Here is a 14,904-nt window from a genome sequence, read left to right as displayed (position 1 = left end):
GTGCGCTGACCGCCGGCCACCAGCGGACACCACCCGGAGGACCCGGGCACCACCACCGTGGACGCGCGGGCGGCGGTCGGCACCCGGTTCGGCAGCAGCTTCCCGCCGTGCCCGCTGCCGTCGCCGCAGCCGGCGCGGGTCGGAGACCTCGAACGGGTGACTCGCCGCAGCCCGGTCCTCTTCGAGAGCACCCGCGACGCGGTGCCGACCGGACTCCCGACCTGAGCCGACGGCGACTGCGGCGAACGGGTGAACGAGCTGCCCTCGGAGTAACGGATCCGGGCACTTCCACGAATTATTCGGTGATTCTTGGATCAGTTCCTTGGACGAGGTGGTCGATGTCTTCCGAAGAAAATTGGCATGCTGCCAGGCTGATTCCCACCTCGGGAATCAATGGCGCGGAAGAACAGGAACGCCGGGCGACTTCCGCATTGCTCGCGGTCATGTCGGCGGTCCGCGAGTTCGGCCGCACGCTCACCCAGCCGCTCGGCGCGCCGGCCGCCTCGGTGCAGACGTTCATCGAGGTGCCGTTCGACCTGGAGGGCAAGAAGTTCATCCCCGACGGCCTCATCCGGGTGAGCCGGGGGCAGCGCACGTGGACCGCATTGGTCGAGGTGAAGACCGGGACGAACGAACTCCGGCGCGAGCAGTTGGAGAACTACCTCGACATCGCCCGCGAGCACGGCTTCGACGCCCTGATCACGATCTCCAACGAGATCCCCGCCCTACCCGGTCAACACCCGACCACGGTCGACCGGCGGAAGGTGCGGAAGGTCGCCCTGCACCACTGGTCGTGGACGCAGGTGCTGTGCGAGGCGGTCATGCAGAAGGAGCACCGCGGCGTCGCGGACCCGGACCAGGCGTGGGTGCTCGGCGAGCTGATCCGGTACCTGGAGCACCCGCGCTCGGGCGCGATGGCGTTCGAGGACATGGGCACGTCCTGGGTCCCGCTGCGCGAGTCCATCCAGGCAGGCACGCTGCGCGCCACCGACAAGGCCGCGCCCGAGGTGGCCCTCCGGTTCGACGCGCTGGTCCGGTTCGCCTGCCTGCAACTCGGCCGCAGGCTGGGCACCGAGGTCACGCCCGCGCTGACCCGGAAGGAGGTCGCCGAACCGCAGTTGCGGGTAGCCAAGCAGGTCGCGCAGCTGGTGGGCGAGGGGCGGCTGACCGCCGGGATCCAGATCCCCGGCACCGCCGGCACGTTGCAGATCACCGCCGACCTCCGGGCCGGCCGGATCGGCTGCCACGTCGACCTGGACGGACCTCGGGAAGGCCGCGCCACGACCCGCGTCAACTGGCTGGTCCGGCAGTTGAAAGACGCTCCGGAGACGCTCCGGCTGGAGGCGTTCGCGCTGCACGCGCGCGGTGCCGGGGCGTCCGAGCTGCTGCGCGCGGTGAAGGCCGACCCGTCGGTGCTGGTGGCCGATCCCGCGCGGGAGATCCGGGGTTTCCGGGTCGCCCACTCCGTGCCGGCCGGGACCAAGCGCGGAACCGGGCGGAATTCGTTCATCGACTCGGTGCTCGGCGCGGTCACCGGCTTCTACGAGGACGTCGTGCAGAACCTCAAGCCGTGGGCGGCGGCCCCGCCGCGCATCCGGCCCGACGAGACGTTCACCCCACCGATCGACGTGCCGTCCGCCCTGGTCTCCACCGCGCCGTCGTCCCAGGACGGTCCGGAGGTGACCGCGCCCAAGGTGCCGGTCGACGCCACGGCCCAGGACTGACCCGGCGGGAGGGGGTGACGGTGTCGCCCCCTCCCCGGCGTCACCGCCAGGAGGGCAGCCAGCGCTGCGCTTCCCACATGTCCGGTGTGATCGGCACGGCGTTGAGGATCGGCCACAGCCACACGAAGTTCGCCACCACGAGTCCCACGTAGAGGGCCACGACCAGCAGTCCCGTGCCGCGCCGTTCCTTGCCCGCCGACGACCTGCCCAGGATCTCGCCCAGCGCCAGCACGATCCCCAGCACCAGGAACGGGGCCAGCGGCATCGCGTAGAAGAAGTACATCTGCCGGTCCACGTTGGTGAACCAGGGCAGGAAGCCCGCGCCGTAGCCGACGAGCACGGCGGTGTAGCGCCAGTCCAGCTTGGCGATCGCCTGCCACAGCGCCCACGCCAGCACCGGGAACGCCAGCCACCACATCGCGGGCGTGCCGATGAGCATGATCGCACCGACGCACGTCGCCGTGCCGCAGCCGGTCAGCTCGCCCTCGTAGTGGTAGAGCATCGGACGCAGGCCCATGGGCCACGTCCACGGCTTCGACTCCCACGGGTGCTTGTTGGTCTCCGACGTCACCAGGTGCGTGTGGAAGTCGAGCATGTTGCTGCTGTAGTACCAGAGCGCGCGCAGCGGCTCCGGGATCCACGAGTCCTCCGGGATCTTCACGCCCGCCACGTGCCGGTCGACGCCCGTCTCACTCGCGAACCACGACCACCACGTCGCCAGGTACGCCAGGATCGGGATCAGCACCAGCGCGAACAGCGACGGCAGCACGTCGCGCACGATCGCGCCCGTCCACGGCCGCCGCACGCCCGCCGCCCGCCGCGCGGTGGCGGTCCACAGGACCGTCAGCAGGCCGAAGAACGCGATGTACCACGCGCCCGACCACTTCACGCCGCACGCGAGGCCCAGCGAGATGCCGGCCGCGAACCGCCACCACCGGAAGCCCAGCGCCGGCCCGAACACCGAGTTGTTCACCCAGCCCTCGCGCACCGCGACGGCCAGTCGTGCCCGTACCTGGTCCCGGTCGGCCACCACGCACGCGAACGCCGCCACCACGAAGAGCGTCACGAAGACGTCGAGCATGCCCATCCGCGACTGCACGTGGCTCATGCCGTCCGCGATCAGCAGCACGCCCGCGATCGCGGCGAGCAGGTCCGACCTGGTCAGCCGGCGCGCGATGCGCACCACCAGCAGGATCGTGATCGTCCCGGCCAGCGCGGAGGCGAACCGCCAGCCCACCGCGTCGTAGCCGAACAGCCACTGGCCGATCGCCATGAGCTGCTTGCCCAGCGGCGGGTGGACGATCAGCTCGTAGCCGGGGTTGTCCTCGTACCCGCCGTTGCGCAGCACCTGCGCCGCGTGCGGCACGTAGTGCTTCTCGTCGAAGTTCGGCGTGCCCTTGTCGGTCGGGTACCCGAGGTTCCAGAACCGCACCAGGCCGCCGACCAGCACCACGGCGAGCGTCACCAGCCAGCCGCGCAGGGCGTTGGACATCGGACCGGGGTCGAGTAGCCGGGCCCGCTGTTCGCGGTCGTTGCCCGGAGGCGGGCTGGTCGGGGGCAGCTCCCCGACGTCGACCACGTCGTCTGCGGACTGCGGTGCGATCAGGCTCACGGGGCCGATCGTAGGGTGAACGGTGTGAGACCTGTATCCGGATCAGGCCGTCTGGTGCTCGCCGCGACTCCGCTCGGCGACATCGGTGACGCTTCGCCACGTCTGGTGGCCGCTCTGGCGAGCGCCGACGTGGTGGCCGCCGAGGACACCAGACGCCTCCGCTCGCTCGCCTCCGCGCTCGACGTCGAGGTGGGCGGGCGCGTGATCAGCTTCTACGACCAGGTGGAGACCACTCGGCTGCCCGGTCTGGTCGAGGCCCTCCACGCGGGCAAGACGGTGCTGCTGGTGACCGACGCCGGCATGCCCAGCGTGTCCGACCCCGGCTACCGGCTGGTGGCCGCGTGCGTCGAGGAGGGGCTGACGGTGACCTGCCTGCCGGGGCCGTCGGCGGTGACGACGGCGCTCGCGGTGTCGGGACTGCCGTCCGACCGGTTCTGCTTCGAGGGTTTTCCGCCCCGGAAATCTGGTGAACGTCAACGCTGGTTCGGCGCACTGGCTTCGGAGCCGCGCACGGCGGTGTTCTTCGAATCGCCGCACCGGCTGGCGGCGACGCTGGCCGACGCGGCGGCGGTGCTGGGCGCTGACCGGCGGGCAGCGGTGTGCCGGGAGCTGACCAAGACCTACGAGGAGGTGCGGCGCGGCGGGCTCGGTGAACTGGCCGAGTGGGCGGCGGCGGGCGTGAAGGGCGAGATCACGGTGGTGCTCGCGCCCGGCACGCCGGCGGCGGGGCCGACCATGGAGTCGCTGGTGGCCGAGGTGCGGCAGCGGGTGGCGGACGGTGAGCGGATGAAGGCGGCGGCGGCCGAGGTCGCGGCGGCGGCCGGGGTGAGCAAGAAGGCCCTGTACGACGCGGCGGTCAGCGCCGGCTGAGGGTCGGTCGGCCGTCGGTAGACCGGTCAGCCGTCCAGCCAGACGAGGCGAGCGTCGCCGAGCAGGCGGTGGCGGGCGAGCAACGCGTCTGCGCTCGCCGACTGCCACGTCCCGCCGTCCTCGGACCACAGGACGGCACTGCGCGGCTCGTCGAACTCCAGCCCCCACGCGACGAAGCCCGGGTCGTCCTCCTGTCGCGCACTGACGCCTACCAGCGCGAACAGCCTCGGGGGAGAGGTCCGGGCCTCGTATTCCAAATCTCCGAGAAGATCCATGAGCTGACGGTAGCTAGAAAGCTAGCTTCGAGGATATTGCCCGATCGTGTGAATGTGCGCGCGAGACGTCTAGGAGATGATCGGTGCATGACGACTCGAAGCGATCCTTCGGCGCTGCGGTGGCTGGTCGGCGTCGAGCTGACCCACTACCGGAAGCTCAGCGGTCTCACCCTCGTCCAGGCATCCGGGGAAACCGGGATCACGCGGGCCAAGGTCGGGCACATGGAGACGGGCCGCTACCAGCAGTTCCCGGACGACGTTACCAAGCTCATGACCCTCTACGGGGCCGGCCGCGCCGACGTCGAACGGCTGGCCTCGCTCGCCGGCAGTTCGGAGGGCAAGAGTTGGTGGGCTCCGTGGTCCCACCTGGTGCCGGACTGGTTCAAGACGTTCGTCGGTCTCGAAGGTCTGGCCGAGACGGAGTTCAGCTTCGAGCCGATGGTGTTGCCGGGGCTGTTGCAGACGGAGGAGTACGCACAGGCCATCACCGAGGCGACCGGCTTCGTCCGCCGGGACCACAGCGAGCGCTTCGTGTCGTTCCGGGTCGCGCGGGCCAAGCGGTTGACCGAGCCCGAGCCGCTGGAGCTGCACGCCGTGATCGGCGAGGCCGCGTTGCGGTTGGAGGTCGGGACGCCGGACATCCGGCGGGCGCAGTACAAGCACCTCTTGGCCCTCGCCAAGCGCCGGAACGTGACGATCCAGGTCCTTCGACCCGAGGACGGACCGCACGCGGCGGGAACCGGTGGGTTCTTCGTGCTCGACTTCGCTCGGGCGCAGTCGATCGCCTACGCCGAACGGCTCGACGGCGCGGTCTATGTGCAGGACCAGGACGACGTGAGGACTTATAAGATGGCGGTGGAGAACCTGCGCACGGTCGCGTTGTCCGCGCAGCAGTCCTCCGCGCACATCCAGTCGTTGATCGACGGCAGCTGACAGGAGGCTCCCGTGCACGGGCTCCGGTGGGTCAAGAGCAGCTCCAGCACCAACAACGGGGCCTGCGTAGAAGTGGCGTTTGCCGCCGATGTGGTCTTCGCGCGTGACTCCAAGAGTCCTGATGCCGGCCGCCTGGCTTTCACGCCCGCCGCCTGGCGGGCGTTGACGGCCGATCTCACTCGTTAGGGGTTCGCCATCATGTCCGCCGGCCCATGGATCAAGAGCAGCTACAGCGCCAACAACGGAGCTTGCGTCGAAGTGGCGTTCGCTTCCCACGGGGTCCTCGCGCGTGACTCCAAGAGTCCCGATGCCGGCCGGCTGGTCTTCACGCCCGCCGCCTGGCGGGCGTTGACCCGGAGGCTCGCCCGGTAGGCGCGAGATCGCCCAGCCAGAGCCGCCCGAAACCGGGTGGCGGCACCTCCGTAGGCTTAGCACATGAGTGCTTCCGTGTTGACCGCGGTGGCGTGGCCGTATGCGAACGGGCCCCGTCACATCGGTCACGTGTCAGGGTTCGGTGTCCCTTCCGACGTGTTCTCGCGGTACATGAGGATGTCGGGGAACCGGGTGCTGATGGTCTCCGGCACGGACGAGCACGGCACGCCCATCTCCGTCCAGGCGGAGAAGGAGGGGCTGACCGAGCGCGAGCTCGCGGACAAGTACAACCGCGTGATCGCCGAGGACCTCCACGGGCTGGGCCTGTCCTACGACCTGTTCACCCGGACCACCACCGGCAACCACTACCGGGTCGTCCAAGACCTGTTCCTGGCCCTGTGGCGCAACGGCTACGTCATCCCCAAGACCGAGATGGGCGCGATCAGCCCGTCGACCGGCCGCACCCTGCCGGACCGCTACATCGAGGGCACCTGCCCGATCTGCGGTTACGACGGCGCGCGCGGCGACCAGTGCGACAACTGCGGCAACCAGCTCGACCCGATCGACCTGAAGAACCCGCGCTCGCGGATCAACGGCGAGGTGCCGAAGTTCGTCGAGACCGAGCACCTGTTCCTGGACCTCCCGCAGTTCATCGACGCGCTCGGCGGCTGGCTCCAGACGCGCACCGAGTGGCGTCCGAACGTGCTCAAGTTCAGCCAGAACCTGATCAAGGACCTGCGCCCGCGCGCGATCACCCGCGACCTCGACTGGGGCGTGCCGATCCCGCTGGACGGTTGGCGCGACCAGCCGCTCAAGCGGTTCTACGTGTGGTTCGACGCGGTGATCGGCTACCTCAGCGCCTCGGTCGAGTGGGCCCGGCGCTCCGGGGACGACGACGCCTGGAAGGAGTTCTGGACCGGTGACGCCCAGGGCTACTACTTCATGGGCAAGGACAACATCGTCTTCCACTCGCTGATCTGGCCGTCGCTGCTGCTCGGCCAGAACGGCCAGGGCGCGAAGGGCGGCGCGCCGGGCGCGTTCGGCGCGCTGAACCTGCCCACCGAGGTGGTGTCCAGCGAGTTCCTCACCATGAGCGGCTCGAAGTTCTCCACCTCGCGCGGCACCGTCATCTACGTGACGGACTTCCTGCGCGAGTTCGGCCCGGACGCGCTGCGCTACTTCATCTCGGTGGCCGGCCCGGAGAACCAGGACACCGACTTCACCTGGGACGAGTTCGTCCGGCGCACGAACTTCGAGCTGGCCAACGAGTGGGGCAACCTGGTCAACCGGTCGATCTCGATGGCGCACAAGAACGTCGGCGCGGTGCCGACGCCGACCGCGCTCACCGACGCCGACCACGAGCTGCTGACCCTCTCCCGGAACGCGTTCGGGGTGGTCGGCGACGCGCTGCGCCGCTCGCGGTTCAAGCACGCCTCCGGCGAGGCGATGAAGGTGGTCGGCGCGGCCAACCGCTACCTGTCCGACCAGGAGCCGTGGAAGCTCAAGGACGACCCGGCCCGCCGGGACACCGTCCTGCACACCGCGCTCCAGGTCGTCCAGGACGCGAACACGCTGCTCACGCCGTTCCTGCCGCACTCGGCGCAGAAGGTGCACGAGGCGCTGGGCGGCACGGGCGTGTGGGCGGCCCAGCCGAGGCTCGACGAGGTCGCCGACCTCGACGTGCCGGAGCGCCGGTACCCGGTGCTCACCGGCGACTACGCCGGCGAGCAGGCCCGGTGGGCGTCCACGCCGATCCCGGTGGGCCGCCCGCTGGCCAAGCCCGCGCCGCTGTTCGCCAAGCTCGACCCCGAGCTGGCGGAGACCGGCCCGGAGTGGGCCCCCATCGTCAAGTGAGCCGGGGTACGAGCGGAGCTCCCGCGTTCCGAGAGGACACCCCGGGGTGACCCAGCGCCGAGGAGAACGGCCGCCGGTACCGGAAGCACTTCCGGTGCCGGTGGTCGACGCCCACACCCACCTCGACGCCTGCGGGGCGGACACGCCCGAGCAGGTGCGGGAGGTGCTCGACCGGGCCAACGCCGCCGGCGTCGACCGGGTGATCACGGTCGCCGACGACCTGGCGTCCGCGCGGTGGGCGGCGCGGGCCGCGACGTGGGACGAACGGGTGTTCGCGGCGGTCGCGCTGCACCCGACCCGGACGTCCACCTTCACCGACGCGGACCGCGCGGAGCTCACCGCGCTGGCCGCGCAGCCGCGCGTGGTCGCGATCGGCGAGACCGGTCTGGACTACTACTGGGACTACTCGCCGCCGGCCGCCCAGCACGACGCCTTCCGCTGGCACATCGAGCTTTCCAAGCTGTCCGGGAAGGCCCTGATGATCCACGACCGGGACGCGCACGACGACGTCCTCAAGATCCTCGACGAGGAGGGCGCTCCGTCCACTGTGGTCTTCCACTGCTTCTCCGGCGACCTCGACTTCGCGCGCGCGTGCGTGGCGCGGGGGTACGTGCTGTCGTTCGCGGGTGCGGTGACCTTCCGCAACGCGAAGGCGCTGCGCGAGGCGGCGGCGTGGGTGCCGGCCGAGCACCTGCTGGTGGAGACCGACGCCCCGTTCCTGACCCCGCACCCGTTCAGGGGTCGGCCGAACGAGCCGTACTGCGCGAACTACACCCTGCGTGACATCGCTACGCTCCGTCACGTGGAATTGGCGGAGCTGGCGTCAACTGTCACCCGAAACGCCGAACGAGTCTTCGGTCTTGGTGACCTGGTGCAGTCGCAATAGGCCTTACGACGAATGGCGGACAGACTTGCTCCTCTGATGGGGTGATCGACCTCACAGGGGTCGCGGGAGTGTTTGCACAACCCCCGAGTACCCGTTACGGTCCCGTGACCGTGCCCCCCGTCAAGTCCCGGGGGCGCGACCCGCGGTCGGGGCGGGTTTACGCACCAGAAGCGAGAAGACGGACACACACAGGAGTTGCCGGAGATCACCTGCTGACCACCGACACCGAACGTGTGCGCGAACCCTTCGCGCCTTCAGGAGGTATGGAACCCCGTGAACTCGTTCAACGAGGACACCGACTGGTTTACTCCCGTGCAGGTCGACCAGCCGCCGTCCGCCACCGTGGACGTCCTGGACAGACCCGAGCCCGGGTGGTCCGACTGGGACACCGCGGTGTTCAGCATCACGCCGGAGGACGTCCGGGAGGTCCTCGGACCTGACGCGGACGACCTGCTGGCCAGTGCCGACGTCGACGTCGACGAGCTGATCAAGCTCATCAACGCCGAGACCACGCTCCTCCCGCCGATCATCATCCCGGACGAGGTCTCCCAGGACCGGGTCGCCGGAGCCCTGGCTGCCGAGCAGCCGAGCGCCCCGCCCGCCGCCCTGGTCGAAGCCGCCGGGAAGTGGAAGCGCCGCTTCCTCAAGGCCGCCGTCGCCACCGTGCTGGTGACCATCTCCGGCGGTGGCGCGACCGCCATCGCCATGGACAAGTCCGTCACGGTCGACGTGGACGGCGAAGCCACCACCGTGCGCACCTACGAGTCCACCGTGGGCGAGATCCTCGCCGACGAGGGCATCGTGGTCGGCGAGCACGACGCGCTCAGCCCGTCCCCCCAGGCGAAGGTCGGCGACGGCGGCAAGATCTCGCTGGACCGCGGCCGGCTGGTCAAGATGACCGTCGACGGCGAGCAGCGCGAGGGCTGGGTCCGCTCGGTCACCGTGGACGAGGCGCTCGACCAGCTCAAGGTCGAGGACGAGGGCGCGTGGGTCTCCCACGACCGCGGCATGGCCGTCCCGCTCGGCGGCCTGGCGCTGGAGGTGAAGAGCCTCAAGACCGTCACGGTCTACGACGGCGGCACCGAGCCCAGGCAGGTGCGCACGACCGCGCTGACCGTCGACGAGATGATGAAGGCCGAGAACATCTCGCTCGGCCCGGAGGACAAGCTCGAATCCGCCGGGGACCTGCGCATCACCAACGGTGCCGAGGTCCACATCAGCCGCACCGGCGTGTCCGTGATCAACGCGACGGAGGCCATCGAGCCGACCGTCGAGGAGGTCAAGGACGCCACGATGATGCGGGGCTCCAAGGAGACCGTCGAGGCGGGCGAGCCCGGCGAGCAGATCGTCACCTACCGGGTGACCATCAAGAACGGCAAGGAAACCGGCCGCGAGAAGCTGGGCACGAAGGTCACCAAGGAGCCGAAGGCCAAGAAGGTCAAGGTCGGCACGAAGCTCCCGCCCGACGGCGAGGTGTGGGACCGGCTGGCCAACTGCGAGGCGACCGGCAACTGGGCCATCAACACCGGCAACGGCTACTACGGCGGCCTCCAGTTCAACAAGGGCACGTGGGACGCGTACGGCGGTAGCCAGTACGCCGCGTACCCGCACCAGGCCAGCCGCGAGCAGCAGATCGCCGTGGCGAGCAAGCTCCGCGACGCGCGCGGCGGGTACTCGGCGTGGCCCCACTGCCAGCAGAAGCTGGGGCTGTCGTAAGTTTTGCGGGTGACCGAACCTGCACCAGCGGGGCCGGGGAGTGCGCTCCTCGGCCCCGCTGACGTCCGCCGGCTCGCCGCCGAGCTGGACATCCGCCCCACCAAGAAGCTCGGCCAGAACTTCGTGCACGACCCGAACACGGTCCGCAAGGTCGTGGCGGCGGCGGGACTCGGTCCCGAGGACGTGGTGCTGGAGGTCGGGCCGGGGCTGGGGTCGCTGACCCTGGCGCTGCTGCCCGCGTGCGCTTCGGTGGTCGCGGTCGAGATCGACCCGGTGCTGGCGAGGCGGCTGCCGGTGACGGTGGCCGAGCGCGCGCCCGGTCTGAAGGACCGGCTGACGGTCGTCGAGGCCGACGCGATGCGGGTCACCGCCGACCGGTTCCCGGTGCCGCCGACCGCGCTGGTGGCCAACCTCCCGTACAACGTGGCCGTGCCGGTCGTGCTGCACCTGCTGGCCGAGCTGCCGTCGCTGCGGACCGGGCTGGTGATGGTGCAGGCCGAGGTGGCCGACCGGATGGCGGCCGGACCGGGCAGCAAGGTCTACGGGGTGCCGAGCGTGAAGCTCGCCTGGTACGCGGACGCCCGCCGGGCCGGACCGGTGCCGCGCTCGGTGTTCTGGCCGGTGCCCAACGTGGACTCCGCGCTGGTCGCCTTCACCCGCCACGAGCCGCTGTCCACTGTGGACCGCAAGGCGCTGTTCTCGTTGGTGGACGCGGCTTTCGCGCAGCGCCGCAAGATGCTCCGCGGTGCCCTCTCCGGGTGGGCCGGGTCGGCCGCCGAGGCCGAGCGGCTGTTGACGCTGGCCGGGGTCGATCCGGGCGTCCGGGGGGAGCAATTGGGCGTCGGCGACTTCGTCCGGATAGCCGAGGCTTCCTCACCGGAATAGCCGATGATCTTTCGGCCATCAGTGTGATTTGACGAACGATCCTCATGCGGGCTTGCGTTGAAGCCTCCGCGTCGGGTGTACTCGTGCTGCCATCCCGAGCGGCCGAGAGACCTGGCTCTACGACGCCGCAGCAACCACCTCCCCGGCGGAGGCAGGTGCTTCCGCCAGGAGCGATGGAGGATCACGTGCCCAGGATGCTGCTCACACGCCGGCGAGTCGTCGACCACGGCCGCCGCACGGTTTCGGGCTGTCGAAGCTAACTGCGCGTAGGCGCTTGTCGAGTCCTCGTCGTCCCCTTTTCCGGGACACCCTTCTTGAGCCGGCCTTCGGACGTGCACGCCACGAGCGTGCGCTGCCGCGTGCAGTCGTGGAGCGAAACCGTGATCACTGTCGAAAACCTCACCAAGACCTTTCCCGGGAGTACCGGTCAGGTTCGCGCGCTGGACGGCGTGAACCTGGACGTGGCCGCCGGCACCGTGCTGGGCGTCGTCGGCCCCAGCGGGGCGGGCAAGTCCACGCTGGCGCGGTGCGTGGCGCTGCTGGAGCGCCCCGACAGCGGTGCGATCCGCGTCGACGGCACCGACCTGGTGTCCCTCGGCGGCCCGGCGCTGCGCGCCGCCCGCCGGCAGATCGGCGTTGTGCCGCAAGGGGATTCGCTGCTCCGCCAGCGGACCGCCGCGGGCAACGTGGCGCTCCCGCTGGAGTCGGCCGGCATCCCCGGCCCGCAGCGGCGCACCCGCGTCGCCGAACTGCTCGACCTGGTCGGCCTGACCGACAAGGCCGGGTCCTACCCGGACCAGCTCTCCGGCGGCCAGCGCCAGCGGATCGCCGTGGCGCGGGCCCTCGCGGCCGGCCCGTCGGTGCTGCTGGCCGACGAGCCGACCTCCGCGCTCGACCCCGACACCACCGGCTCGGTGCTGACCGTGCTGGACCGCGCGCGGGCCGAGCTCGGTGTCACGGTGCTCGTGGTCACCCACGACATGGGCGTCGTCCGCAGGATCTGCGACGACGTCGCGGTGCTGGAGGACGGCCGCGTGGTCGAGCACGGCAAGGTGCTCAGCCTGGTCGCGGACGCGTCCTCGCGCACGGCCGCCTCGCTGCTGCCCGCCGTGGACCAGAACCCGGCGGCCGAGGGCGCGTACGACCGCGTCGCGGACGTCGTGCTGGTCGGGTTCGCCGCGGTCGGCGCGCTGCTGCCCGAGGCCACCAGCCGGTTCGGGGTGGACCTGAACCTGCTCGGCGGCGGTCTGACGCGGCTCGGCGAGACCCCGGTGGCGCGGTTCCGCGTCGGTCTCAACGGCGAGCGCGCGGACTCGGCGCTGGAGTGGATCTCGGAAGCGGGTGGCGCGGTGCGCCGGACACTGGCGGGGCCCCAGGGAGTAGCTGCGTGAGGTCTGCGACACCCTGGTCCACCGTGTTCGACGACGTCCTGGTCGCGACCGGCCAGACCGTCTACATGGTGGGCGTCTCCACCCTGATCGCGGTAGCGCTCGGCATTCCGCTCGGCGTCTGGTTGCAGCTCACCGCCCCCGGTGGGCTGCGGCCCAGGCCCGTGGCGCACAAGCTGCTCGGCTTCGTGGTCGACCTCGGTCGGTCCATGCCCTTCCTGGTCCTGCTGATCCTGCTGATGTCGTTCACCCGGCTGATCCTCGGCGGCACGATCGGGCCGACGGCGGCCATCGTGCCGCTGGCGATCGGCGCGATCCCGTTCGTCGGGCGGCTGGTCCAGAACGTCCTGTCGGAAGTGCACGTGGCGGTGATCGAGGCGGCGGTGACCACCGGTGCCTCCACCCTCCGGATCGTGCGCAGCGTGCTGCTGCGCGAGTCGCTGCCCGCGCTGGTCAACGCGATCGCCGTGACCGCCATCGCCCTGCTCGGCTACTCCGCCATGGCCGGCGTGGTCGGCGGCGGTGGTCTCGGCGACCTGGCCGTGCGCGAGGGCTACCAGCGGTTCAACGACCGCTACCTGTGGGCCACGGTCGTGGTGCTCGCCGTCGTGGCGACCCTGATCCAGTTCACCGGCAACCGCGTGGCCCGGGGCGTCGACCGCCGCCGGCACGCCTCCGTCTGAAAGTTCTCCATCTCCGCAGTAAGGAATGACATGCGTATTCGTGCTGCCCTCGTCGCCGTGCTGCTGACCGCGGTGGGCTGCGGAAGCGGCCAGACCGGTGCCGCTTCCGACCCCGAAGCGGCCCTGAAGGTCGGCGTCAGCCCCGTCCCGCACGCCCAGGTGCTCAAGTACGTGGCCGACAACCTGGCCGAGGACAAGGGCCTCAAGATCGAGGTCGTCGAGTTCACCGACTACGTCCAGCCCAACACCGCGCTGGTGGACGGGTCGCTGGACGCCAACTACTTCCAGACCGTCCCCTACCTGGACACGTTCAAGGCGGAGAGCGGCGCGAAGCTGGAGTGGATCGGGCCGGTGCACGTCGAACCGCTCGGCGTGTACTCCAAGAAGCACCAGAAGCTCGCCGACCTGCCGTCCGGCGCGAAGGTCGCGGTGGCCAACGACGCGACGAACGAGGCGCGCGGGCTGCGCCTGCTCCAGGACAACGGGCTGATCAAGATCAAGGCGGGCGCGGAGCGGACCGCGTCCATCCGGGACATCGCGGAGAACCCGAAGAACCTGGAGTTCGTGGCGCTGGAAGCGGCCCAGTTGCCCCGGTCGCTGGAGGACACCGACGCGGCCGTGGTGAACGGCAACTACGCGATCGACGCCGGGCTCAAGCCGTCGTCGGACGCGCTGGCGCTGGAGGAGGCCGAGGGCAACCCGAACGCCAACGGCCTGGTCACCCGCGCCGAGCTCAAGGACGACAAGCGGATCAAGGACCTGCTGGCCCTGCTCCAGTCGCAGCAGGTCAAGGACTACATCAAAACGACCTTCTCGGGGTCCGTGCTGGCCGTGTGAGGCTAGCGGTCGACCGTGGCGCGCTCTCCGCGGAGGGCGCGCCACGCGCCGTAGAGGGCCACGGCGATCAGCGCGCCGGTGACCACCGTGATCGAGCCGCTGACCAGCACGACCGTGGTGCTGCCGCCGGCCGTGGTGAACGCCGCGAACGCGGCGGTGAAGGCCGCCAGCGCGACGATGACCGCGCCGGGGCGGGCCGGGGGCGTGAACCGGGCCGGCACCGGGCGGCGGGGCATCCGGGACAGCGTCCGGGCACACCAGGCCGCGATCAGGAGGGCTCCCGCCACCGTGCTCACCCACTGGGCCAGCGCGAAGCCGGGCATCCCCAGGGCCTCTCCGCCCAGGGCGGGGAGGAGCCGCACGCCCCAGCCGTCGTAGTGGGTGAACGCGTCCCACACGACGTGCGTCACGCTGCCGACCAGCGCGGAGGCGGCGGTGGCGATCCCGAAGCGCGGGGCGGGCAGGTGGGCGACCCTCGACCGGATCGCGGCCGGGGCCAGGGCGAGCGCGGGTTCGCGCAGCACCGCGCGGTAGAGGGCCAGGGCGACCAGCGCCATCGGCACGTCCAGCAGGACCAGCCCCCACCAGGTGTGGGTGTGCTCGCCGACGCCCGCGTGCAGCACCACGAAGTACGGCAGGTCCGGTGCCATCGAGCCCGTGACCAGGGCCGACGTCACCAGCGGGCGACGGGCCAGCGGCAGGACCGCGGCGATGTGCGAGGCGGTGAACGGCATGTCGGCATTCGACCACCCCCCGGCGCGGGACGGCGTCGTGGACACCGGATCTCCACGGGTCCTCCGCGGCTTCCCCGCCGTTCCGACCGCGTCCGCGAGCCAGGTGGCAGCGAGCACCCGGTCGACGCCCGTAGG

The 14,904-nt window shown here is 70.8% G+C and carries 16 protein-coding genes and 1 riboswitch; of the genes, 13 read left to right on the top strand and 3 right to left on the bottom strand.

Annotated features, from left to right (window positions below; translation table 11 throughout):
- Positions 1-57 precede the first annotated feature (57 nt).
- Positions 58-225, top strand: coding sequence for a hypothetical protein (locus AB0G01_RS00780; protein ID WP_360937942.1), 168 nt, complete (start codon positions 58-60; stop codon positions 223-225).
- A gap of 218 nt (positions 226-443) precedes the next feature.
- On the top strand, positions 444-1,724 hold the full coding sequence (locus tag AB0G01_RS00775) for a hypothetical protein (protein ID WP_360937939.1): 1,281 nt from the start codon (positions 444-446) through the stop codon (positions 1,722-1,724).
- A gap of 40 nt (positions 1,725-1,764) precedes the next feature.
- Here the strand turns inward: AB0G01_RS00775 and AB0G01_RS00770 are convergent, their stop codons facing one another.
- On the bottom strand, positions 1,765-3,216 hold the full coding sequence (locus tag AB0G01_RS00770) for a phospholipid carrier-dependent glycosyltransferase (protein ID WP_360939821.1): 1,452 nt from the start codon (positions 3,214-3,216) through the stop codon (positions 1,765-1,767).
- Positions 3,217-3,360: 144 nt separating this feature from the next.
- Here AB0G01_RS00770 and rsmI point away from each other — a divergent pair, with 144 nt between their 5' ends.
- Positions 3,361-4,206: a 16S rRNA (cytidine(1402)-2'-O)-methyltransferase gene (gene rsmI / locus AB0G01_RS00765; RefSeq protein ID WP_360937936.1), complete on the top strand. Its 846-nt coding sequence runs from the start codon at positions 3,361-3,363 to the stop codon at positions 4,204-4,206.
- Between the two features lie 26 nt (positions 4,207-4,232).
- On the opposite strand, the gene AB0G01_RS00760 is transcribed toward rsmI, so the two are convergent.
- Positions 4,233-4,481, bottom strand: a complete 249-nt coding sequence (locus AB0G01_RS00760) for a hypothetical protein (protein WP_360937933.1) — start codon at positions 4,479-4,481, stop codon at positions 4,233-4,235.
- Positions 4,482-4,568: 87 nt separating this feature from the next.
- Between AB0G01_RS00760 and AB0G01_RS00755 the strand changes: the two genes are divergently transcribed.
- From AB0G01_RS00755 to AB0G01_RS00710, 10 genes are all read left to right on the top strand, one after another.
- On the top strand, positions 4,569-5,414 hold the full coding sequence (locus AB0G01_RS00755; RefSeq protein WP_360937930.1) for a helix-turn-helix transcriptional regulator: 846 nt from the start codon (positions 4,569-4,571) through the stop codon (positions 5,412-5,414).
- Positions 5,415-5,426: 12 nt separating this feature from the next.
- Positions 5,427-5,600 carry a DUF397 domain-containing protein gene (locus AB0G01_RS00750; protein WP_360937927.1) on the top strand — a complete coding sequence of 58 codons (174 nt, stop codon included), beginning with the start codon at positions 5,427-5,429 and terminating at the stop codon, positions 5,598-5,600.
- Positions 5,601-5,612: 12 nt separating this feature from the next.
- Positions 5,613-5,786: a DUF397 domain-containing protein gene (locus AB0G01_RS00745; RefSeq protein ID WP_360937924.1), complete on the top strand. Its 174-nt coding sequence runs from the start codon at positions 5,613-5,615 to the stop codon at positions 5,784-5,786.
- Between the two features lie 63 nt (positions 5,787-5,849).
- On the top strand, positions 5,850-7,640 hold the full coding sequence (gene metG, locus AB0G01_RS00740; protein WP_360937921.1) for a methionine--tRNA ligase: 1,791 nt from the start codon (positions 5,850-5,852) through the stop codon (positions 7,638-7,640).
- Between the two features lie 46 nt (positions 7,641-7,686).
- Positions 7,687-8,526, top strand: a complete 840-nt coding sequence (locus AB0G01_RS00735; RefSeq protein ID WP_360937918.1) for a TatD family hydrolase — start codon at positions 7,687-7,689, stop codon at positions 8,524-8,526.
- A 273-nt stretch (positions 8,527-8,799) separates the two neighbouring features.
- Positions 8,800-10,242 carry a transglycosylase family protein gene (locus tag AB0G01_RS00730; protein WP_360937915.1) on the top strand — a complete coding sequence of 481 codons (1,443 nt, stop codon included), beginning with the start codon at positions 8,800-8,802 and terminating at the stop codon, positions 10,240-10,242.
- A gap of 9 nt (positions 10,243-10,251) precedes the next feature.
- Positions 10,252-11,127, top strand: a complete 876-nt coding sequence (gene rsmA, locus AB0G01_RS00725) for a 16S rRNA (adenine(1518)-N(6)/adenine(1519)-N(6))-dimethyltransferase RsmA (RefSeq protein ID WP_360937912.1) — start codon at positions 10,252-10,254, stop codon at positions 11,125-11,127.
- 86 nt (positions 11,128-11,213) lie between these two features.
- A riboswitch (SAM riboswitch) is annotated at positions 11,214-11,307 on the top strand.
- Positions 11,308-11,507: 200 nt separating this feature from the next.
- Positions 11,508-12,518: an ATP-binding cassette domain-containing protein gene (locus AB0G01_RS00720; RefSeq protein ID WP_360937909.1), complete on the top strand. Its 1,011-nt coding sequence runs from the start codon at positions 11,508-11,510 to the stop codon at positions 12,516-12,518.
- Positions 12,515-13,198, top strand: coding sequence for a methionine ABC transporter permease (locus AB0G01_RS00715; RefSeq protein ID WP_360937906.1), 684 nt, complete (start codon positions 12,515-12,517; stop codon positions 13,196-13,198). The genes AB0G01_RS00720 and AB0G01_RS00715 overlap by 4 nt, the downstream gene beginning before the upstream one ends.
- Positions 13,199-13,228: 30 nt before the next feature.
- A complete protein-coding gene (locus AB0G01_RS00710) occupies positions 13,229-14,035 on the top strand; it encodes a MetQ/NlpA family ABC transporter substrate-binding protein (protein ID WP_360937903.1) in 807 nt (268 codons plus the stop codon).
- 2 nt (positions 14,036-14,037) lie between these two features.
- Here AB0G01_RS00710 and AB0G01_RS00705 read toward each other — a convergent pair whose 3' ends face one another.
- Positions 14,038-14,769, bottom strand: coding sequence for a DUF4184 family protein (locus tag AB0G01_RS00705; RefSeq protein ID WP_360937900.1), 732 nt, complete (start codon positions 14,767-14,769; stop codon positions 14,038-14,040).
- Positions 14,770-14,904 lie beyond the last annotated feature (135 nt).

The organism is Actinosynnema sp. NPDC023587 (assembly GCF_040640215.1).
In the GTDB taxonomy this organism is placed as follows: domain Bacteria; phylum Actinomycetota; class Actinomycetes; order Mycobacteriales; family Pseudonocardiaceae; genus Actinosynnema.
This window is presented reverse-complemented; position numbering and strand designations above follow the sequence as displayed.